Source organism: Candidatus Enterococcus ikei (assembly GCF_017316105.1).
GTDB lineage: Bacteria > Bacillota > Bacilli > Lactobacillales > Enterococcaceae > Enterococcus_L > Enterococcus_L ikei.
Genome location: NZ_JAFLWD010000017.1, coordinates 64,087 through 84,433 on the forward strand (window position 1 = coordinate 64,087; position 20,347 = coordinate 84,433).

21 protein-coding genes are annotated in these 20,347 nt (G+C 34.4%); 15 read left to right on the forward strand and 6 right to left on the reverse strand.

Translation table 11 applies throughout. The features are described from left to right. Window positions 1–41 precede the first annotated feature (41 nt). From JZO69_RS08035 to JZO69_RS08045, 3 genes are all read left to right on the forward strand, one after another. A complete protein-coding gene (locus JZO69_RS08035) occupies window positions 42–809 on the forward strand; it encodes a hypothetical protein (protein ID WP_207112365.1) in 768 nt (255 codons plus the stop codon). 132 nt (window positions 810–941) lie between these two features. Then, entirely contained in the window at window positions 942–1,391 is a 450-nt protein-coding gene (locus JZO69_RS08040; RefSeq protein ID WP_207112366.1) for a hypothetical protein, read from the forward strand. Next, the gene (locus tag JZO69_RS08045) at window positions 1,388–1,849 is read left to right on the forward strand and encodes a DUF5085 family protein (RefSeq protein WP_207112367.1); all 462 of its coding nucleotides are present in this window, start codon (window positions 1,388–1,390) and stop codon (window positions 1,847–1,849) included. The genes JZO69_RS08040 and JZO69_RS08045 overlap by 4 nt, the downstream gene beginning before the upstream one ends. Before the next feature lie 77 nt (window positions 1,850–1,926). On the opposite strand, the gene JZO69_RS08050 is transcribed toward JZO69_RS08045, so the two are convergent. Then, the gene (locus JZO69_RS08050; protein WP_207112368.1) at window positions 1,927–2,136 is read right to left on the reverse strand and encodes a helix-turn-helix domain-containing protein; all 210 of its coding nucleotides are present in this window, start codon (window positions 2,134–2,136) and stop codon (window positions 1,927–1,929) included. Window positions 2,137–2,428: 292 nt separating this feature from the next. Here JZO69_RS08050 and JZO69_RS08055 point away from each other — a divergent pair, with 292 nt between their 5' ends. From JZO69_RS08055 to JZO69_RS08070, 4 genes are all read left to right on the forward strand, one after another. Beyond that, window positions 2,429–3,814, forward strand: coding sequence for an ABC transporter permease (locus JZO69_RS08055; RefSeq protein ID WP_207112369.1), 1,386 nt, complete (start codon window positions 2,429–2,431; stop codon window positions 3,812–3,814). Window positions 3,815–3,866: 52 nt separating this feature from the next. Then, on the forward strand, window positions 3,867–4,535 hold the full coding sequence (locus JZO69_RS08060) for an ATP-binding cassette domain-containing protein (protein ID WP_207112370.1): 669 nt from the start codon (window positions 3,867–3,869) through the stop codon (window positions 4,533–4,535). A gap of 211 nt (window positions 4,536–4,746) precedes the next feature. Then, the gene (locus tag JZO69_RS08065) at window positions 4,747–5,424 is read left to right on the forward strand and encodes a response regulator transcription factor (protein ID WP_207112371.1); all 678 of its coding nucleotides are present in this window, start codon (window positions 4,747–4,749) and stop codon (window positions 5,422–5,424) included. A gap of 13 nt (window positions 5,425–5,437) precedes the next feature. Next, on the forward strand, window positions 5,438–6,565 hold the full coding sequence (locus JZO69_RS08070; protein WP_207112372.1) for a sensor histidine kinase: 1,128 nt from the start codon (window positions 5,438–5,440) through the stop codon (window positions 6,563–6,565). A gap of 209 nt (window positions 6,566–6,774) precedes the next feature. Here the strand turns inward: JZO69_RS08070 and JZO69_RS08075 are convergent, their stop codons facing one another. After that, on the reverse strand, window positions 6,775–7,728 hold the full coding sequence (locus tag JZO69_RS08075) for a helix-turn-helix transcriptional regulator (RefSeq protein ID WP_207112373.1): 954 nt from the start codon (window positions 7,726–7,728) through the stop codon (window positions 6,775–6,777). Between the two features lie 193 nt (window positions 7,729–7,921). Between JZO69_RS08075 and JZO69_RS08080 the strand changes: the two genes are divergently transcribed. Further along, complete coding sequence (locus tag JZO69_RS08080) at window positions 7,922–8,908, forward strand: DMT family transporter (protein WP_207112374.1); 987 nt, start codon at window positions 7,922–7,924, stop codon at window positions 8,906–8,908. Window positions 8,909–8,930: 22 nt separating this feature from the next. Continuing rightward, window positions 8,931–9,743 carry a pyrroline-5-carboxylate reductase gene (gene proC / locus JZO69_RS08085; RefSeq protein ID WP_207112375.1) on the forward strand — a complete coding sequence of 271 codons (813 nt, stop codon included), beginning with the start codon at window positions 8,931–8,933 and terminating at the stop codon, window positions 9,741–9,743. Between the two features lie 195 nt (window positions 9,744–9,938). Here proC and JZO69_RS08090 read toward each other — a convergent pair whose 3' ends face one another. Further along, complete coding sequence (locus tag JZO69_RS08090; RefSeq protein ID WP_207112376.1) at window positions 9,939–10,934, reverse strand: tRNA dihydrouridine synthase; 996 nt, start codon at window positions 10,932–10,934, stop codon at window positions 9,939–9,941. A gap of 188 nt (window positions 10,935–11,122) precedes the next feature. Here JZO69_RS08090 and JZO69_RS08095 point away from each other — a divergent pair, with 188 nt between their 5' ends. Genes JZO69_RS08095 through JZO69_RS08105 form a run of 3 tightly spaced genes read left to right on the forward strand, consistent with a single transcriptional unit; the run spans window position 11,123 to window position 13,239 of the window. Further along, window positions 11,123–11,545, forward strand: a complete 423-nt coding sequence (locus JZO69_RS08095; RefSeq protein WP_207112377.1) for a MarR family winged helix-turn-helix transcriptional regulator — start codon at window positions 11,123–11,125, stop codon at window positions 11,543–11,545. Window positions 11,546–11,581: 36 nt separating this feature from the next. Next, window positions 11,582–12,661, forward strand: coding sequence for an LLM class flavin-dependent oxidoreductase (locus tag JZO69_RS08100; protein WP_207112378.1), 1,080 nt, complete (start codon window positions 11,582–11,584; stop codon window positions 12,659–12,661). 11 nt (window positions 12,662–12,672) lie between these two features. After that, window positions 12,673–13,239: an NADPH-dependent FMN reductase gene (locus JZO69_RS08105; RefSeq protein ID WP_207112379.1), complete on the forward strand. Its 567-nt coding sequence runs from the start codon at window positions 12,673–12,675 to the stop codon at window positions 13,237–13,239. An 84-nt stretch (window positions 13,240–13,323) separates the two neighbouring features. On the opposite strand, the gene JZO69_RS08110 is transcribed toward JZO69_RS08105, so the two are convergent. Next, window positions 13,324–15,096 carry an oleate hydratase gene (locus tag JZO69_RS08110; RefSeq protein ID WP_207112380.1) on the reverse strand — a complete coding sequence of 591 codons (1,773 nt, stop codon included), beginning with the start codon at window positions 15,094–15,096 and terminating at the stop codon, window positions 13,324–13,326. A gap of 666 nt (window positions 15,097–15,762) precedes the next feature. Between JZO69_RS08110 and JZO69_RS08115 the strand changes: the two genes are divergently transcribed. Next, on the forward strand, window positions 15,763–17,085 hold the full coding sequence (locus tag JZO69_RS08115; RefSeq protein ID WP_207112381.1) for a hypothetical protein: 1,323 nt from the start codon (window positions 15,763–15,765) through the stop codon (window positions 17,083–17,085). Between the two features lie 115 nt (window positions 17,086–17,200). Here the strand turns inward: JZO69_RS08115 and JZO69_RS08120 are convergent, their stop codons facing one another. Continuing rightward, window positions 17,201–18,007: a hypothetical protein gene (locus JZO69_RS08120; RefSeq protein ID WP_207112382.1), complete on the reverse strand. Its 807-nt coding sequence runs from the start codon at window positions 18,005–18,007 to the stop codon at window positions 17,201–17,203. Between the two features lie 189 nt (window positions 18,008–18,196). Here JZO69_RS08120 and JZO69_RS08125 point away from each other — a divergent pair, with 189 nt between their 5' ends. Both JZO69_RS08125 and JZO69_RS08130 read left to right on the forward strand, forming a co-directional pair. Next, a complete protein-coding gene (locus JZO69_RS08125) occupies window positions 18,197–18,619 on the forward strand; it encodes an Rrf2 family transcriptional regulator (RefSeq protein ID WP_207112383.1) in 423 nt (140 codons plus the stop codon). A gap of 68 nt (window positions 18,620–18,687) precedes the next feature. Next, window positions 18,688–19,311 (forward strand): NAD(P)-dependent oxidoreductase, encoded by a 624-nt coding sequence (locus JZO69_RS08130; protein ID WP_207112384.1) that lies wholly within the window; start codon window positions 18,688–18,690, stop codon window positions 19,309–19,311. Window positions 19,312–19,409: 98 nt separating this feature from the next. On the opposite strand, the gene JZO69_RS08135 is transcribed toward JZO69_RS08130, so the two are convergent. Then, window positions 19,410–20,261, reverse strand: coding sequence for a hypothetical protein (locus JZO69_RS08135; RefSeq protein WP_207112385.1), 852 nt, complete (start codon window positions 20,259–20,261; stop codon window positions 19,410–19,412). Window positions 20,262–20,347 lie beyond the last annotated feature (86 nt).

Here is a 20,347-nt window from a genome sequence, read left to right on the forward strand (position 1 = left end):
AGTACTTTATTTCTTTAGCGAATACCAGAGGTTCAGTGGGAATGTTGCGTATCCAATCAATATGTTTACTCGTTCTATCAATTATAGGATTAATACCAGGAGTGGAAATTCATTCCTGGTATCACAACATAATAAGTACGCTATTATATGGAACGTTGAAATTTTATGTAGTTTATGCTATTTTACTGAACTTATCACTTTTTCTAGTTCCTCAAAAAAGTATATACAAGCATCAGATAGTGACTTCTATATTACTATTTTTCACTTTATTCGCTGAATTAGTTATTTTGGTAGCACTTTCGTTTATGATTAGTAATGGAAAATCGACTGGCTATAAATCAAACATTGCTGATTTTAATGCAACCTATTCAACTATGTATTTGATTATAATTGGAGTAGTTGTCCTATTCACTACTTGTTATACTATTTTTTGGATCAAAAAGGAAATAAGTAAAGGTTTTTCTGAACAAAGAGCTGTTGCTAATTATGTTGCTTTTTCAAAAGTATTTAGCTCTAATTCGATTTGGATTATTTTTGGAGTAGTTAGCGTGGTTGGAATAATCTTTACGAATTCTTTATTTGTTTTAGGACTCATACTTGGCTTGATTTTTGTACTAGTTTTTCCAAGACTGCTTGTAGAGATTGGATACCTAATTCATTTGAAAATTGTGGATAAGGATTACTGGGAAGAAAATAGAGAACAGAAGTCCTTGTCCTTCAAAAAAAGGTTGCTTTCAATACTTAAAAAAAAATCAACATATGTTTTAATAGGTTTTTTTTATAATAATGTTTATGGTGCAAATAGATGAGAAATATAATCTATCTAGAACAACAAAGAATATATTCGGAGTTATTGTAAGTATAATTTTAGTTGGATTTGTGGTAATTTTTATACAGTGGATGATAAAAAAAGTAAAGAATAAAAAACGGAGGAATGAAAAATGAAGCTAAAGACAAAACAACTTAGCTTAAATAATGTTATTGGATTCAATGCAATAATTGATTCTGATGAGGATATATTTGATCAGGTTGCCAAAATGGGTAAACAGTTCAAAGAATTATTAATCCAAAATGGATATTATTCAGATGTACCTGTTATCTTTGAATATAATCCGTTTGATAAAGGAAACGAGATAACCATTTTTTCGGCTGTTGGTAATAAAATAAATATTATTGGTGAAAATAAGTCACAGTTCTTTTATAAAGAGCATTTAGATTTTACTACAAATTATTTTTATCGTCATTATGACCAAGAAGAAGCCATACCTTACGATAAACTCAAGGAAAAGATTGAAGAGGATGAAGGTATTTTATTAACAATTTATCATGTTCTGCTTGATCTAGATGGCGATGTTGTTATTGATCTATATTGTGAGGTAGACAAACTATGAGGTTGTTACCAAAAGTTTTTACAGTAGAAAAAATCGGCTTTCAAAATGTTGTAAGTAAGCGGACCAAATTTTATTATTCTGAAATGGAAAAGCATTATCAGGATTTTGTCTCAGGTATTACTGCTGAAGGTTATAGCTTGAAAGGACCATATTTTTATAGTATTAATAATGTTCCAACAGATGAAATGATAGATATAGAAATGTTTTTTCCAATTATTGAAGATACCTTTGAGATCAAGGGGTATCAATTTTCTTCATATTTTGAAATCAATAAATTAGTAAAAACAATAATTGTTGGAGATTTTGATATTAAGACAGAACAAGCTTATGCGGAATTATTAGCAACTTTAGAAGAAAATAATTTAAATGTCGCAACACCGTTTTATCATGTATTTCCTAAAAATGGAAGCGAATATGTTAACTTATATCTTGGTTATTATACAGATTCAAGCCGCTAATAGATAAATTGAGTTTTAGAATGATTGAGAAAAAGCAGTGTAAGTACCTGTATTGGTATTTATACTGCTTTTCTTATTCATTTCAACCAAATTATTTCAGAGATATCATCAATATCCAAAGCATCCGCTATCCTCTCAATATGAGGTAAATAAATTTTCTCTCTTTTATTATTAGCCAACTTATTAACAATTGAAGGCTCGATATCTGATAAACGAGCAAGTTCTCTTAAAGATATTCCTCTATCATCAACTAGTTGTTTCAAACGAATTTTTATTTTTCGTTCCATAGGAGTCTTTCCTTCAAAGCGTCTCACAATTTAATGGGTGAGACACCTTTTTTAGTTTAGACTATCTTAACGAATCCCAACTGTTATTCTTTTACATAAAATCTAACAAAAATCTAACCACCAATATAGTATCCTTGTGTTATTGCGTGTTGTACGCATTTTTATTTTCTAACTGCTCAGGCTAAACTTTCTAAAAGGAATGGAATTTGCTTGTGACGAAAAGGGTCACATTTCTAATTTTTAATGGGAGTTTATGAGGCCTGTGTAGCTTTTAAACCTAGGAGGAATATTTATGAGTTTTTTTTCAAGAGCATTAATTAGCATTTGGCAAAGGAAAGGAAGAACGATACTATTTCTTGGTCTATTCTTGATCGTGTTTTCGTTGATTCTATCAGGATTTGCTATTCAAAAATCTGCTGAGAAAGGGAAAATCGATGCGAGAAAACGAATTGGAACGGAAGTGAAATTGAAACGTGACAATAAAAAAATGAGTAAGGCGCTAGTACAAGGGATTCAAACATTTTCTCGCATATCACCAGAGACCGTTGATAAAATCAAACAATTACCAGAAGTTAAGAATGTCCAAATAGAAGGTGAAGCGACTGCCTTAGAAAGTGGATTGAACTATGTAGAACCGCAAAAAGAGCAAGATTTTGGAGGAATGTTGGGTTTAGGTCAAGCAGATAAAAGCAAAGAACCAAAATTTGCTTTGGTAGGGACAAACAATAGCAAAGGAACAAAAGATTTTAAAAATCATGATGCAAAGCTCATAGAAGGTGAAGGGATCACGGAAAAATCACCCAAGGATGCTGCAGTTGTTGAGGAGACCTTTGCTAAAAATAATCATTTAAAGGTGGGAAGTATCTTTAAACTTAAAGGCTCATCACTAGAAAATAAAGGACAAGAACGCACATTTAAAATAGTAGGCATTTATAAAACCGAAAAAATTGCAACGGGTTATGATCAAGCTTTTGTTCTTAGCCAGCCTGAAAATCAACTTTTTTTAGCGTTTGATTCTTTTTCAAAAATAAGTGATCAAGCAGGAATTGATGAAGTTTCATTTAATTTAAAAGATCCACTACAGGTAGAGAGTTTTACTAAAAAAGCTGAGAAACTGTTATCTGAAAATGAAAAATATTTTAAGCTAGATGCACATACTGAACAATACGAACAAATGATAGGACCAATCGAGAAGATGTCTGCGTTTAGTTCTATTATGATAAAAGTTATTTTATTAGCTGGCGGCATCATTCTGACGTTGTTGATTTTATTATCTGTTCGTGAAAGAAAAAGTGAGATTGGGATATTACTTTCTTTAGGGGAAGAAAAAGCAAAAATATCTTTCCAATTAATGACTGAAATGTTCTTGATTGCAGTGGTTGCATTTGGATTAGCATTTACGATTATTAATGTTACTGGAGAATCGATTTCTAATTCTATTTTAGCGAAACAGATCGATTCTACTGAAAATGTAAAAACATCTGATGATGAAAATGGTGCTATAGAAGAAGATGAAACAGAGGTTGTTCCAGTAGATAAAATCGAATTGAAGCTAGATCAGGATATAGTAGTTCGATCTTCTGGTTTGGGATTATTGCTCGTTTTAATAACGACTCTCATACCAAGTATCATCATTGCTAGAACGGATCCTAGAGATTTATTTGCACAGAAAGAATAGTCGATTTGATATCAACGTTAGCTCAGTTCAAAAGTACAAGGAGGAAGCAATATTGACATTAACGCTAAAAGACATTACGTATTCATATAAAGAAAATACACAAAATTACACTATTTTAGAAGACCTTAACTATACATTTGAAGCAGGAAAGTTATATACGATTATGGGACCATCAGGAGCAGGAAAGACAACCTTATTATCTATTGCTTCAGGCTTGACGAGTCCTATTGAAGGATCGATCTCTTATGGAGAGACAGATATATATCGTATGGGAATTACAAAATACCGTAAGGAGTGCACGTCAATTATTTTTCAAGCATATAATCTTATTCCATATATGACTGCTTATCAGAATGTAAAAGCTGCTTTGAATATAAAAAAATATAAAGAGAAAGACTTGAAAAAATATATTGAAAAAAGTTTAAATGATGTAGGATTAGATGAAACGATGATTTATAAAAATGTGTTAAGATTAAGCGGTGGACAACAACAGCGAGTTGCTGTAGCAAGAGCATTGGCTGCAGAGTCTCCAATTATTTTCGCCGATGAACCAACCGGGAATTTGGATCAAAAAACTTCTCAAGGGATTATTGACATGCTGAAAGAGATTGCTCTTGTTGAAAAAAAATGTGTTATCATGGTGACGCATGATTTGGGAATAGCCAAACAAGCTGACGTAGCTTTGCTATTAAAAGAACGAACGCTCGTAAACATGGAATAAAGTAAAAAAGAATTCGCGTTAAATAAGAGGTGGGATGAAACTACTTATCTTAGAGAAATGAAGGAGCATTTACTAAAAGGATCGTTCGAATTTTTGTGAAGTTCACTTGGTTTTTCAAGGAGTTGCTTTTATCCTGCCGCTTCTTTAGAACATTACGGATAAATCGTAGAGTTCGTTTCCATTTTTTTAATACATAGTTAGGAGAAATGATATGCGTTTATTAGTTGTAGAAGATGACCCCGATTTGGGTATAGGAATATGTTTAGGACTAACGCGAAAGGGATACGCTGTAGACCATGCTAAAGACGGATACGAAGCGTTAGATATGTTAGAAGAAACAGACTACGATTTGGTTATCTTAGATTTATCTTTACCTTACCTAAATGGTTGGGAGGTACTAGAAAATATTCGGAAATATAATTTAGAGTTACGAGTGTTGATACTGTCAGCAAAAAGTTTTGTTGATGACAAGATTAAAGGTCTGGATATGGGGGCAAATGATTATTTAACAAAGCCTTTTGATTTTTCAGAACTAGAAGCCAGAATTCGAAACTTGCTAAGACAAAAAATCTCATTAGAGAAAAGTGAACTCGTGTATGAATCTTTGAGTTTAGATACTTTAAAAAGAACCGCTGAAGTTAATAAGATGCCAATCAACTTAACTAGAAAAGAGTTTGGCATTCTGGAATATCTCATGAAAAGTCCAGAAGAAGTATTTTCTGCAGAAAAAATAATTGAACATGTTTGGAATCGAGATGTCGATTTATTCTCTACTACTTTTAAGTATCACATCTACTCGTTAAGAAAAAAAATAGCTGAGAAAGATAATGAGACAGCGAAGCTGATTCAAACGATTCATGGAGTGGGTTATAAGTTATCGAATAAATAACAAAGGAGACAGCATGAGTTTACAAAAGCGAATTACATTATTGGTAAGTATAGTATTGATGAGCATGTTGGCATTGATGGTTTATTTTTCCTTAAATAGTGCAGTTGTATTGTTTTCAGTAGAACAATTAGGTGCGGGCTCCGCAACTAGTCACTCTGATTTATCAAACGCAGAAGATAGTGCACGTATCGTACTTAAACCTGAAGGGCTTAACAAGCAAGTTGCAGTGGCACAAAGAAAGTTTTATATGCGGACGATTATCTTTTTAATTATACTAGGTGTGGTAGGAATAGTAGCTACGTATCTTCTAGTAGAAAGAAGTTTAAAATCGTTAGTAAATTTGCAAAAAGCGATGAATAAACTAGATAGTTCGATTTTAGGAAAAGAGTTGTTAGTAGAAGATTCCCAACCTGTAGAGATCCAAAAACTAGCTACTAGTTTTAATGAAATGAATATCCGGCTCAAGGATTCTTTCGTACGCCAAAAATTATTTCTAGATAATGCTGCTCATGAATTGAGAACGCCTTTGACCGTTATTACTACGTATGCTCAGCTGCTTCAAATGCAACATACAAATTATAGTAAAGAAGATCAAAAAATAATTGAGACGATACTTTTTAGTTGTAGTAAACTGGAAGGGATTTTGACACAATTGCTGTTGATATCTAATGAAAATGAGATAGAGATAGAGGAAAACATTGACTCAAATGCCTTAATCATGGAAGTGAGTAGTGAATTATCCGATAAGGCGCAAGAAAAACAGATGGTTATAAGGAATATAAGTAATCATAGCTACGTTTTTAATGGAAATAGAGTATTAATGGCGCTTGTTTTTAAAAATTTAATTGATAATGCTATAAAATATGGATCAAGTAATTCAGTTGTAGAAATAGATGTGAAAGATATGGATACATTTATCCAGTTTAGCGTTAAAAATTATGGGATAGGGATAAAACAAGAAGATAAGAAAAAAATCTTTGAGCCATTTTATAGAGTCGAAGAGTTGGATAGACAGGTAAAAGGAAGCGGTCTAGGATTAGCGCTTGTGAAAAAGATAATTGAAAAGCATTCTGGAAAGATCAGATGTGTATCCGAAGGTAATGAAGTGACTTTTTTGTTTACTTTGAGTAAATTTTGGTAACATGGAAAAGGAATAATACTTAGGTTTTAACAGATCATTTCTGGAAGAAGTAGTGTGTTTAAAAAGTATTTTAAATGACCAAGGAGCCTAGTGTTTGTAGTAGTGACTTCTATTTCTAAGATTCATACGGATTTCATGTGATTGTGCTGTAACTCGAAGAGTTCTGGCCCAATCACTTTTTTTAGTTTGAGATGTTTGGCTATTCAAGCTTAGAATTTTTTTGCACGACGGTAAGCACCAGGCGTATAGCCCGTTTCTTTTTTGAAGACTTTAAAGAAAAATGCTTTGTCGCTATATCCAAGATTTTCAATAATTTCTTGAATCGTTAAATCGGTTTGAGTTAAATATTGTTTAGCGTAATTTAAACGTAAGGCAATCAAGCATTCGGTAAAGGTTTGCTGTGTATTTTGTTTGATTAAACTAGACAAATAATTTGGATGAAAATGAAACTTTTTCGCTACATTTTCCAATGTCACTGTTTGTAGATGATTTTCCATATAACCTAAAACTTCAAAAATTAGTAATTCACTTGATATGAAGGAATCTTTTATGCATAATGCTTTGTCTGCTAGCTGGCTGATTTCAACAATTAATAATAAAAAGGCTGATTTTGTTACTTTATTATTAAAATAGCGCATTTTGACAATTTGTTTTAGGAGTAAAAGGCAATAGAAATGAATATCATCTATAGTATCAAATGCAAAAACGTAATAGCGACCAATTTTTTCATCTTGCTTTTTTAAAGATTCAACGAAGAAACGATATAACGATGTTTCTTCAGAAAGTTGATTAAGTAGCGAATCAGAAAAATAGTCCGATTTAAAATAAAAGCTTACGATTTTCGTCTCTAAAGAAAGCTCCTCGTAATCAATAGTAGTGTATTGATTCGAAAGTATGAGTGTTCCCGCACAATGATATAATTCTTTGCCATCTAAAAGCAGCTTTACTTCTCCTTCCAAAATATAGAGAATCCTAAGGTAGGGAGCAGAAAATTTTAGTGTTCCTTTTGTGTTCTGACAGACCAATGATGCGATTTGTCGTTTATCATCATGTTCAAAAGCTTGGAGTTCCTCAATCATACCTGTTTCAGATGTAATATAGCAGTCCAAGGTTTCCAAATAACGATAAAAATGTTCATGTTGTTGGTGTGTGAAGCGATACATTTCCATTCTCCTAATCTTTGAATAAGCTACTTTGTTCTTTGGTTTACCTATTTTCATTTTTTTCTAAAGTGATTATAATGGGTGGTAACTTGCAAGTAGTATTGTATTTTATCACATTGTGAAAAAGATAACAATGCAAACGGCCGTGTTTCTAATGTTAGTAAAAAACACTTATGTACAAATGGAGGAAAACATGGATAATTTGTCAAAAAAAATAGCACCAAGTGCAACAGTCATAACAGTTGCCGCAATTTTAACAAATGTTATTTGGGGAACACCGTTTAAGTTGATCAAGATCATGAATACAGAAATGGGTATTAGTAAAGAAGCGTTTGGAGAAGAGTATCTCGGTCAAGTCCTGGCAACAATTAGTATTCGTTTCTTTATTGCTGGTTTAATGACATTGCTTTTCGCTGCAATTATTGGTCAAAATATACTGAAAGTCAATAAAAAACAATGGTCTGAAGTAGCTATTATGGGATTGGTTTCAACAACTGCTGCTTATTTTTTCTTTAATATTGCCAATGTAAATATTACTTCGACAATCAATTCAACTATCTTGGCACAATCAACAATCTTTTTTGCTGTAATACTTGCTCATTTTGTTTATAAAAACGATAAATTGACATCCACAAAAGGGATTGCTTTATTAATTGGTTTTGCGGGATTAATTATTTCTCAATTAACAAGTGGTACAAGTATTCAAGAGATGTTCTCTTTTTCACTGACCGGTGAAGGATTTATGCTAATATACGGATTATTAGCTGCTTTAGCAACAATGTTAGCCAAAAAGATTGGCTCATCCTTGAACTCGTTTGTTTTGACTGGATGGAATTTGATCATTGGTTCGATGTTCTTATTTATGATTGGATATGCTATGGGAGGACGTATAGAAGCAATTCATTGGACTGTCCTAGGCGTTGTCTTGTTAATTATTTTAGCAGCGGCCTCTGCTATACCGTTTAGCTTATGGTATTGGTGTGCTCAATATGCTAACTTGAGTGAATTATCTGTGTACAAGTTTATCATGCCTTTATCAGGAAGTTTGCTTGCGGTTATATTAGGAGAATCGTTTACAATGTCATTGGCTATTGGGTTATTTTTAGTTTGTATATCCATTATTTTAATGAACAAACCCATGAAACAAAAGAAAGTGGTAGCTAAACCATTAGAAAGTTAAGGAAGAAGAGGAGATAGCGGAAATGAAAATTGGATTTTTAGGTGCAGGCAATATGGCGTGTGCAATCGTAGAAGGAATAATCAAAAAAGGATTTGTAAAAGCAGAAGATATTTATCTTTACGATATTTTGACAGATAAAGTAGCAGAATTCGCTAAAAAAAATGGCACACAAGCAGTTATTGATCCTAAAACATTAGTTGAAACCGTGGATACACTTGTTTTAGCTGTAAAACCGAACGTGATCAAAGATGTATTGGCAGCGTCAAAAGAAGTGATTTTAAAGAATGATCCATTGATTGTATCTATTGCTGCTGGAACACCATTGTCTGTACTATATGAAGTGTTTGACACGGATCAAGCAATTCGTATTGTTCGCGTAATGCCTAATGTCAATGCACTTGTGGGAGAAGGAGCAGCAGCAGTTTGTGGTAATGAGTATGCCGATCAAACAGATGTAGCGTTGATTATTGAAATGTTTAATGCTGTGGGACAAGCTTGGGAATTGAGTGAGCAATATTTTTCAAACTTTACAGCATTGGCAGGAAGTTCTCCAGCGTATGCGTATCTATTTATCGATTCTATTGCTAGAGCAGGAGTAAAAAATGGAATGGCTAAAGATCGAGCGTTAGAAATTGCTGCTCAAGCAGTTTTAGGAAGTGCTAAAATGATTATCGAAAGTCAAGAAAACCCATGGACATTGATTGATCGTGTTTGTTCACCTGGAGGGACAACAGTAGCTGGTTTAGTAGAATTAGAAAATAATGCGTTTATTTCAACGGTAATTAAAGGCATAGATGCAACTATTGCGAAAGATCAAGAAATGAGTCAGTCTTAGATCCCTTGTTCTGCTTATTGTTAGAAGTTAAAACATATTAAAAATAAAAGGTGAGTGGGATGGAACTCTTCGATTCCTATCCCACTCACGTGTAATCTGGATAAATGGTAGTGAGAAGGTAGCTGTTATGTGACCGGAGCGAAGAGCTTTTGTCTCCGCCTTCTCGATTTTTCTAGCTATAGATTGTGACAAAGGCTAGTTTTCTAAGTTATCAACAGGAGAATCGGTTGATTTTTCTGTATAAAACTCTCCTAAAATCGTTCGAACTTCATCTGTAGATTTCGTCCCCATCAATTTCACCCGCAAGTCGCTAGCACCAGGAAATCCCTTAACATAAATTTTAAAAAAGCGATGCAATCCAACAATTGAGCGTGGAACCATTTTTGCATACTCATCCTGTAAATCAAGTTGCATCTCTAATAATCCAAGTAATTCTTGAGGCGTGTGCTTTTTCGGTTCCTTTTCAAATGCATAAGGGTTTTTAAAAATGCCTCGTCCTATCATAATCCCATCTACACCATATTTTTCTGCAAGCTGCAAACCAACCTGACGATCTGGAATATCGCCATTAATGGTGATCAATGTTTGCGGAGCAATACGGTTACGAATGTCCATGATTTGAGGAATTAGATCCCAATGAGCATCTACTTTACTCATTTCATTTCGCGTCCGTAAATGAACAGATAAATTGGCAATATCTTGCTTCAATAAATGGGTGATCCAGTCTTCCATTTCCGCAATTTCTGCATACCCAATCCGTGTTTTAACACTAACGGGTAAACCACCAGCTTTTGCAGCTTCGATCAATTCAGCAGCTACTTCTGGTCGTAAAATCAAACCGCTCCCTTTGCCACGACCTGCGACATTAGGCACGGGACATCCCATATTCAAATCAATCCCTTTAAAGCCCATTTCAGCTAGGCCGATACTCATTTCTCTGAAAAATTCTGGTTTGTCTCCCCAAATATGCGCGACCATCGGCTGTTCATCTTCAGTAAAAACTAAACGTCCCCGCACACTCTCGATCCCGTCAGGATGACAATAACTATCTGAGTTCGTAAATTCTGTGAAAAAAACATCAGGTGCACCAGCTTTTTGTACGACATGGCGAAAAACCACATCTGTTACATCTTCCATCGGTGCTAAAATAAAAAAAGGCTTTGGTAATTCTGCCCAAAAATTTGTTGTCATTCTATAATCTCCACTCTATTACTTTCGGTTACAATCTGAAAAACATAATCATTATACTAATAATAGTAGAAAGAATCAAAGAGAAGATTTGACTAGCAGATGTAGGATTTATAGTTTGCTTATTTTTAGTAAGTATATTATACTAGCTTTATCAGTTTAGTTCTAAACTTAAGAAGGAGGATCAATCAATGGAAAAGTTATCACTCTCAGAAAAAGTAAAATTAAGTTGTTGGATGTCTATTTTGCAGTTTGTTCAAAAGAGTAATATTCAGTCCAATGAATTTCTAAAACAATATGACTTAAACGTTTCAAAATTTGATATGCTTCATCGGATTCAGGAAAATCAGCCGATCACACAAAAGGAACTTGGGGAGAAATTACTTCTTTCCAAAGGAGGTGTTTCGCAGATGATCAAGCAATTTGAAGCAGATGGCTGGATTACTCGTCAACAAGAATGGAAGGAAAAATACATCTCGTTGACGGATATTGGTCAAGAGCAGTTAGATACTTGCTTCCTTAAACAAAGTAAACAACAGGCGTCTGTTTTTGACAATTTAACGAAACAGGAAGTCCTTCAACTAGCTAAAATTAGTAAAAAATTGATGAACTAATCCTATATTTAGAGAAAGAAAAGGAAGTGCAGGAAAATGAACAAAAAAATGAATGAAAAATTCGGTATCGATTCATCAAAAGGGATGGAAATAGGGTTATATTCTTTAGGAGATCACGTTAAAAATCCGATGACAGGAAACATAATCAGCGAGCAACAACGAATCAATGACATTATCGAAGCAGCAAAATTTGCGGATGAAGCGGGAATTGATGTTTTTGGTGTGGGTGAAAGTCATCAAAGTCATTTTATCGGGCAAGCTAACCAAGTGATTCTATCTGCAATTGCAGCACAAACAAAAGAGATCAAAATTTCCAGCTCAGTCACAGTTCTAAGTACCAATGATCCAGTTCGAGTTTATGAAGAGTACGCCACCTTGGATTTGATTTCAAATGGTCGTGCTGAAATTGTTGCAGGTCGAGGTTCTCGTGTCGGTGTTTATGAACTGCTGGGGTTTGATTTAAAAGATTATGAAGAATTATTCGAAGAAAAAATGCACTTGTTAAAACTATTGAATGAAGCCGCACCAAATGAACGAATGAATTGGGAAGGCGCATTCCGTGCGCCGCTACAAAACGCAGAAATCCTACCGCAACCAGTTCGTGGTCATTTACCTATCTGGCGAGCAGTAGGCGGACCAGCTGAGAGTGCTATCAAGGCTGGATTAGATGGAATTCCAATGATGCTGACAACATTAGCAGGACCGGCTCCTATTTTCAAACGGGCTGTGGATGCATATCGGTTATCTTTAACAGAAGCAGGTTATGATGAGAAAGAATTCCCACTTGCTACGACGAGTTTGTTTTATGTTGCAGAAACGGGCAGTCAAGCACGTAAAGAAATGTATCCATTTTTAAATGCTGGTTGGTCAGCGATTCGTGGTGGAACTTATCCGAAACAACATTTTGCTCAATCAGCTGATAGTAGAGATACATTGATGGTTGGTGGCGTTAATGAAATTATCGAGAAGATGCTTTATCAATATGAATTATATGGACATCAACGTTTTATGGCGCAAATCGATTTTGGTGGAGTGCCGCTTGATCTTGTGAAGAAAAACATTGAATTGATTGCGACGAAAGTGATGCCAGAAGTTAAAAAATATACGAAAGAATAGGGTGAACCATTATGAAAATCGTAGCAATCATCGGCTCAGCTTTTGGTAGTAAGTCAAGAGTAGCTGTTAATTATACAATCAATAAAATAAAAGAAGTACGAGGAGATGCAGAAGTAGATGTGATTGATTTTTCTGAGATACAATTTCCATTCGCTGATGGTCGTGAATATCTTCAACATGAAGGTGAAGTTGGGGTGGCGTTGAAAAAAATCATGGAAGCAGATGGCTTGATTATTGGAACACCCATTTTCCAAGCATCGATGCCTGGAACGTTGAAAAATTTGTTTGATATGTTGCCAGTCAATGCTTTTCGAAATAAGGTGGCAGGTATGATCGTCACAGCTGGATCAGAAAAACATTTTTTGATTCCTGAACAACAAATTCGTCCGGTTTTAAGTTATATGAAAGCTAATTTAGTGCCGAATTATGTGTTTATTACGGATCAAGATATTATTCGCCAAGAAATCAAAAATCCTGATATTGAATTTCGCTTAGATCGATTTGTGGATGACTTTTTCTTATTGTTGGATACATACCAAACAATGATTCAGAAAAAAGAAGCGGAATATGATTTTTAGAAGTCAAAGGCAATTTTTGATTATAAAAACTGGCTACATGTCCCTTTATTTGTAAAAGAGACATGTAGCCAGTTTGTGATTAATTTAAATCAAATCAGCATCTTTCAAAATATCGCCAATATACGTGTCTTTCGTTTTATCCACAAACTTCTCAACAATCTTACGTTCAACGAAAGGCAATTCCATCTCAGTCAGTTTTTTCTTATCTGACAAATAGTAAACAGAATTCGCCAATGTCCGCAAATCGTAAGCAGAAGCAAAGACTTCAGGAACACCACGTTCAACATCCAGTAATTGATACACAGCTTCCATTGCAGTTCTAACAGAGTATTCAGTAGTGAACACTGTATCTCGCTCCGTTTCAGCAAAGTTCCCAATAAACGCTAAGTTCTTCGAACCATTAGGAATTACTAACGGACGATCACCAGGTTCGCGTAACATGAAATAAGAAGTGATAAACGGCATATAAACTGGAATCGCTACACAAGAATTTTGAGCAAATTTAGCGATGTCTTCTTCAGGAACGCCTAAGTGATACATCAATTCTTGAGCAATCTCTGAACCTGAACATTGTTCGATTGGTTTTTTAATGTAATTACCTGGAGTATTGGATAACAAACCATAAACCCAAGTGATTGATTGTTGTTCATTTTGTTCTTTAAAATGAGGTTGGCGGTGCATCGCAAAACTCATCAACCAGTTGGAGTCTTTAATAGTGATAATTCCACCAGTCACGATTTTTCCAGTTCTTATTTTACGATGAGTTAATCTAGAAATATAAGGCTCGATATCAAAGTTTTCCCACGTTACAGTAGCGGAAACGAACCAACTTTCTTCTGGTAAATTCTCACAAAAAACATCAGGATTACCAAATTCTGGTGATTGTTTTGCTAAGTTCTTCCAAAGATTCCAGCTACCGCCTAAATCATGTGTAATCGGTGCAGGAGTATGGTGATCTCCTTCTGTCGAACTTTCAGTGATCGATCCATTTGTGACAAAAACTAAATCATTTTCAGTTAAATGAATTTCTTCGGTTTTTCCAGCTCTTGTTAGTAAGATGCTTTTGGCAACTTTACTATTTTCTGTGATATCGACTTTGATATCATTGATTTTTGTTTCATATTGGAAGTCTACGCCATTGTCTTTTAAAAAGCTCAACAAGGGTTTGACTAAAGATTCAAATTGATTGTAGCGTGTAAATTTCAATGCGGTGAAATCTGGTAAACCTTTGATATGATGGATAAAACGCATCACGTAGCGTCTCATTTCGATAGCAGAGTGCCATTTTTCAAAAGCGAACATCGTACACCAGTATAACCAAAAATTGGATTCAAAGAATTCATCAGTAAAGACATCTTCGATTCGTTTGCCGATTAGTTTATCTTCTGATGTCATAAATAAATCGACTAATTCTTTTTGGGCTTTTTTAGATAACGTAAATTCACCGTCATCAGCTGCACGCTCGCCGCGATTATAAATGATACGACAATTTGAAGAGTTAGGGTCGTCATGGTCTAGCCAGTAAAATTCATCTAATACAGAAGCATCTTCTACTTCTAATGAAGGAACGGAACGAAAAAGGTCCCATAAACATTCAAAATGATTCTCCATTTCTCGACCACCGCGCGTAACAAAACCATCATGGGGAATGAATTTTCCATCCAAAGAGCCGCCTGATAAGGATAATTCTTCAAAAATATGGATATGTTCACCTTTCATGTGTCCGTCACGGATCAAAAAGACTGCTGCTGCTAAACCGGCTAAGCCTGCGCCAACGATATAGGCATTTTTTTCATCAACGCCTTCTGGCTTTCTGCTTCTTGCAAATGCTTCATAGTTTCCACTTACGTACTTCATAAATATCCCTCCTGATTGTTGATCTGTTACAACGTCATTGTAACAAGGATCATTTTTACTAACAAAGGATAGCTGTAGGGTTTTAGACAGTTAATAGAGAGTGTCTGGATTTTTATTTTAATGAGATAAATTCGCAGTTGATAAAGATCTTTACAAAGGGGGAAGAAGCTATTTTTGGAATACTTAAATGTTTAGCAAGGAAGCTGTTCAGATAGTTAGCCCCAAAAAAAATTATCTTTTTTTAAACAAAAAAATTTTAGATAAAAAACATGGTGATGTAAGTGGCAGAGCCAGTTCAAAAAATGGAATGGTTTACAAGTTTGATTGATCAATTGTTCAATCGAACTATGTATTGCTAGCTTGCATTTGAAAAAAAATTTAATAGTATCTTTTAGAGAAAGAATTCATTTTAAGGGGAGATATTTTTCTTTGTGATCGACAAATATATTTTTTCTTTGGCTTTTCTTATATGGTAAATTTCGTTTATTTTGATTTATATAACGATGTAATATTTATCTTTTTTTATGATATATTTGCATTATCATTTATCTTCTTCTATTCAAAAAAAATTGAGAAAAAACTGAGAAAATCCGTGTTATATTGAGTGCTGTCTTGAAACTAAAAAAGACTAAATGAATTAAAGAATAAAAAAGGAGATTAAAGTTAATGAACATGACTAAAAAAACTATTGGGTATCTATTTTTTGTGATGATCGCATTTTTATTGGTATTTACAGGAGGACAAAAAGCTTTTGCTACGTCCGTTTTGACGACGGATACTGACTTGAAAGGCTACGATGCAACTATTACAACAAAAGCAGACGGAACGAATGTTTTAACGACTAAAAAAGGTGAATATTTGTTAGACGAGACGGCAACTTTATATAGCTCACGAACAATCACAATCAACTTAAATAACACGAAACCAGTAAATATGGGCGCAATTAATGTGAAAAGTACCCTTGAATTTAGAGGGAATGGCGAGTTGAACGTAACTACTACTGAAGATACAGGTATTTCTGTTGGCATGCATTTACGTGCATTCAAGATGTCAAAATATGGTAAAGGACATGTAACAGCAACAGCTGCTGGGACAGGTTTGTTCGTTCATAATGAGATTCAAATGGATGGCGGTACGGTAGAAGGTTTTGGTGCAAATTACGGAATTTATAGTGAAAATGATATTAAACCGTATCGTGACGCTGTTTTAAAAGGTACGAGTAGTGAAGGGATAGGGATCTACGCTTATCGCGATATTTATGCATGGAAAGGTGCCACTGTTATAGGCAAAGGGAAAGTTGCTGGAGCTCGTTCAATCATTGCGCATATTCAAGCCGAAGACACAGGTAGCTCAATTACTGGTATCTCTACAGATATCAACAGTCCATATTCAGCGCTTCATGCAGATAAACAAATGTTACGTGCTTACTCAGGTGCTGTAGTTCGTGAAGAGTATAAAAAACCAACATTTGAAATTACAGATGATGTACCTGTATTTGTAACAGACTTTACAAGTGTTGCCCGTAATATGAAAGATATGAAAAATTATACGTGGGTTTCAGAACCTGATAACGTCTTTTTAGATGCGCAAGGTGGTTTACTAGGAGATCTTTCTAAAGGAACGCCTAAAGAACTTAAAATCATCGGTTCGCGTCAAGAAAGTAAACTGTGCTTGAACAAAAATGAAGTGAGTCAATTAAAAACGAATGGTAAACATGAAGTGATTTTTTCTGAAACACCAACTAGATTTGTTGTACCGGTAACGGTTAAACATTGGATTTATGATACTAATATAAAAGAGTATGTAGTTTATCAAGAGTCTGTTCACGATATGGAAATTGGAAGTGAGTTCAAAGTAAATGACTATATTTTTGACTTTTCAAGTGTAGGCGGCGAAGGTCAACTTGAAAAAATCGATCATAGTGATTTTATCGTTGAAAAAACTGGTAAAGGTTTAGTAGTAAATTATTATTATGATGTTGAATTTTAGTAATAATAATGAAATACGCTTCAACGGCTAGATAAAGATAAAAGCGTGGTATTCTCCGAAATGGATGAATACTACGCTTTTTTATTATTCTATTTGTAAGGCTAGTTTTCTTTTCTTAATCAACGACTGTCCACTCATTCAGTGTCTTCCCGTTAGCATCGATTAATTCCAACCAGCTATTTGTTCCTCCAAAGTATAAAAATAATCCGACCTCATTGACGCTTTTTAAAATGATATCTTCAGTTGTGACAAAATTTTTTACTTTATCCTTATGATCTTCTCTGATTCTTTGCCCCATTTTTGCAGAAAAGCCCAGAGAGCCATCTTTATTGAGGGGTGGTTCGGCCATCATTGTTGCCCCAGCTTTTAAAAGCATTTCATTTCGTTTATGCCAAAGAGCAGTGGCTTTGCTGTCTCTTGTATCAATGAAGAATTCGATTTGGCTGACTTCTTTGGTCCATTTATGTCGTGCTTTGGCAGGTTTGGCTTTGGTTTTTTTAGCTTCTTCGTGCTGTTTTAGGCGATAGCCGAACTTTTCAAGCACTAAAAGGACTTCGTCTTTGTAGGTTGTGACTGTTTTTTTCTGACTTGTTGGAATTTTTGTTTCTAACTCAGGTATATGAGCAAGGGTGATATTGTTTTCAACGGCTTCTGTGATGAACTGTTGGACTAGATAGTTCAGTTCGATATCCCAGGATGGAACAATTGTGATTACTTTATTAAAATCTAATTCATTTTGGAAAGTGCCTGCTGTGGCTTTTCCTATCGAAATAATAGTGTTGTCTTTAATTAAAATATAGACTACGGGCTGATCCAATGTGATATCTTTACTACGATCAAGTATGTTGATGATTCCTTGGTGCTCGTTAAATTCAATCGTTGTTTTTGCTTCTGAGATAAGGACAGATAGTTTGATTTCCATGTTAGGCTCCTTTAGAAACAGAATGTATTTTTAGTGTCGATTTTTTGTGTTGAGGTACTGCTTATTTTTGATTTTATCATGAAAGTAAAAATAAATCTTTTAACATAAGTTTATCTATTGACATTTTTAAGTAAACGCAGTAAGATTTAAATGTAACTTAGAATGTTACTAAGAGTTGGAGTGATAGACATGGCCATGTCGACGAAATTAAGTGTTGCGATCCATATCCTCAGTTTAATTGAGATCGGGCCGCCCGATCGTGTGAATTCTGAATTGATCGCATCAAGTGTAAATACCAATCCCGTTGTCGTTAGACGATTGATGAGTAAGCTAAAAAAAGCTGGGCTCATTCACACAAGTAGAGGAGCGACCCAGACATATTTGTTGAAAAAACCAGAAGAGATTTCTCTGTTTGATGTATACGAAGCCGTTGAATTAGATCACGAAGTATTCAATATCCATCAAAATCCTAATCCAAATTGTCTGGTAGGAGCAAATATCCAAAACGCTTTAGAAGAACAATATTCAAAAGTTCAGCAAAGTATGGAAGCAGAATTAAAAGAGCTTGCTTTATCTGATGTGATTCATCAAATCAAGCTGCAAGAGACGTGAACATGTCTCTTCTCTTTTTAGATTTAAATGTAACAAAAAAAGTTTCATTAATAGAAAGGAAGATAAATATGAAAGTAGCAATTTTAGGAGCAAATGGTAAAGCAGGTTCAGCAATCTTGAAAGAAGCAAAAAAAAGAGGTTTAGAGGTTACAGCAATCGTTCGTGATGCAGCGAAAATCACAGACGGCACACCTGTGATTGAAAAAGATGTATACAGCTTAACGACAGATGATGTGAAAGATTTTGATGTTTTGGTCAGTGCACTAGGTTTTTGGGGCGATGTTAGTGAGTTTACTGGTTCAACACAACATTTGATCGATATTTTGACAAATCAAAAAACACGTTTGTTGGTTGTCGGTGGAGCTGGAAGTTTATTTGTAAATCCAGAACACACTGTACGCTTGAGTGAAACACCAGACTTTCCTGAAGCATTTCAACCGTTAGCTACTGCGATGGGTAAAGGCTTAGCGTTATTAGAAGGTGCTAAAGATATTAACTGGACATATATCAGCCCAGCGGCAGAATTTGATGCTGAAGGTCCAGCGACAGGTAAATATGTTGCAGCTGGAGAAGAGTTAGAAACAGATAAAGAAGGCAAAAGCTATATCTCGTATGCAGATTATGCGATTGCAATGGTGGATGAAATTGAAAAAAATGTTCATCCGAACCAACGTTTTAGTGTGCATCAATAATATAGAAGTAAAAGTTATTTTTCATTAAAAAAAGTTGCCGTATTTGTACTCAGGTCATATAGACTTAAATGCAAATACGGCAATTTTTATAAGTTTGATTAATCTACCCAGCGTATAGGAATATTGATGGATCCGTAATAATAGTTTAAATCCTCATCGGCACTAGCAGTAAATGTTAGATGGCTTGCAGAAGTAGGAATATTTTGCCAACTGATCAATCCATCTTTAGAAACATCGGAAGTGAAGTCATCAGTTTCAACTGAATCATCATCAGAATTTTCAGGATATTCAAAATAAACTTGAGAATATTTTACATCCTGCTTAAATTGATCAGATAAAACAATTGGTTTTAGTAGTTCATAGTGGTTGTTTTTCTTGCTCAATGTGATTTTTGGTAAGTTGCCATCGGCGCTAATCTTGATTCTCTTTAAATTGTTTTTATTGGACAAGGCAGAAATATCGGTTAAGGCTATACTTTCTCCGTTGTCACTAGAATTTTCATACGAAAATTCCTCTATTTTATTCAATTTTTCAAAGTCAATAAGTGTATTATTATTTGTTCCAGACATGTAAAATCGTTTAATGTTCGTTAAATTTCTTATTGGTCTAAAATCAGAAACCCCGCCACCTTCAACATATATATCCTCTAGATTTTTAAAAGCACTAAACCCTTGGAAGCTAGCTACCCCAGTCTCTGCTTCTCCGTGAATATGTTTGATTTTCAAAAAATCTGTTTTTAGAATTAAATTGTTTCCTTCGGTTGGTTCTATGTTTCCTTCATCGCTATCGAAGCTGGTAGTTGAGAATATTGGATTAATTTGTACAGAATTATATTGATCCCATTTTTCTTCGGTAGTTTGACGTGCTTCTCCGTGTGTTGAATAAAACACGCTAAATCCACCAACAATTAATAAAGCTACCAACAACTTTTTCTTTTTTCTTTTTCTCATATAATCGCTCCTTTATTATTAAACACATGTTCATTTTATCACAATGTGTTTAAATAAATTTATCAATAATAGATAAAATATTTATT

Excerpts from the sequence above, each read along its gene's own strand:
- JZO69_RS08090 (WP_207112376.1), bottom strand. The coding sequence starts at position 10,934 with ATGACAACAAATTTTTGGGCAGAATTACCAAAGCCTTTTTTTATTTTA.
- JZO69_RS08135 (WP_207112385.1), bottom strand. The coding sequence starts at position 20,261 with ATGAGAAAAAGAAAAAAGAAAAAGTTGTTGGTAGCTTTATTAATTGTT.
- JZO69_RS08070 (WP_207112372.1), top strand. The coding sequence starts at position 5,438 with ATGAGTTTACAAAAGCGAATTACATTATTGGTAAGTATAGTATTGATG.
- JZO69_RS08095 (WP_207112377.1), top strand. The coding sequence starts at position 11,123 with ATGGAAAAGTTATCACTCTCAGAAAAAGTAAAATTAAGTTGTTGGATG.
- JZO69_RS08105 (WP_207112379.1), top strand. The coding sequence starts at position 12,673 with ATGAAAATCGTAGCAATCATCGGCTCAGCTTTTGGTAGTAAGTCAAGA.
- JZO69_RS08050 (WP_207112368.1), bottom strand. The coding sequence starts at position 2,136 with ATGGAACGAAAAATAAAAATTCGTTTGAAACAACTAGTTGATGATAGA.
- JZO69_RS08110 (WP_207112380.1), bottom strand. The coding sequence starts at position 15,096 with ATGAAGTACGTAAGTGGAAACTATGAAGCATTTGCAAGAAGCAGAAAG.
- JZO69_RS08115 (WP_207112381.1), top strand. The coding sequence starts at position 15,763 with ATGAACATGACTAAAAAAACTATTGGGTATCTATTTTTTGTGATGATC.
- JZO69_RS08045 (WP_207112367.1), top strand. The coding sequence starts at position 1,388 with ATGAGGTTGTTACCAAAAGTTTTTACAGTAGAAAAAATCGGCTTTCAA.
- JZO69_RS08120 (WP_207112382.1), bottom strand. The coding sequence starts at position 18,007 with ATGGAAATCAAACTATCTGTCCTTATCTCAGAAGCAAAAACAACGATT.
- JZO69_RS08065 (WP_207112371.1), top strand. The coding sequence starts at position 4,747 with ATGCGTTTATTAGTTGTAGAAGATGACCCCGATTTGGGTATAGGAATA.
- JZO69_RS08075 (WP_207112373.1), bottom strand. The coding sequence starts at position 7,728 with ATGTATCGCTTCACACACCAACAACATGAACATTTTTATCGTTATTTG.
- JZO69_RS08100 (WP_207112378.1), top strand. The coding sequence starts at position 11,582 with ATGAACAAAAAAATGAATGAAAAATTCGGTATCGATTCATCAAAAGGG.
- proC (WP_207112375.1), top strand. The coding sequence starts at position 8,931 with ATGAAAATTGGATTTTTAGGTGCAGGCAATATGGCGTGTGCAATCGTA.
- JZO69_RS08125 (WP_207112383.1), top strand. The coding sequence starts at position 18,197 with ATGGCCATGTCGACGAAATTAAGTGTTGCGATCCATATCCTCAGTTTA.
- JZO69_RS08080 (WP_207112374.1), top strand. The coding sequence starts at position 7,922 with ATGGATAATTTGTCAAAAAAAATAGCACCAAGTGCAACAGTCATAACA.
- JZO69_RS08040 (WP_207112366.1), top strand. The coding sequence starts at position 942 with ATGAAGCTAAAGACAAAACAACTTAGCTTAAATAATGTTATTGGATTC.
- JZO69_RS08130 (WP_207112384.1), top strand. The coding sequence starts at position 18,688 with ATGAAAGTAGCAATTTTAGGAGCAAATGGTAAAGCAGGTTCAGCAATC.
- JZO69_RS08055 (WP_207112369.1), top strand. The coding sequence starts at position 2,429 with ATGAGTTTTTTTTCAAGAGCATTAATTAGCATTTGGCAAAGGAAAGGA.
- JZO69_RS08035 (WP_207112365.1), top strand. The coding sequence starts at position 42 with ATGTTGCGTATCCAATCAATATGTTTACTCGTTCTATCAATTATAGGA.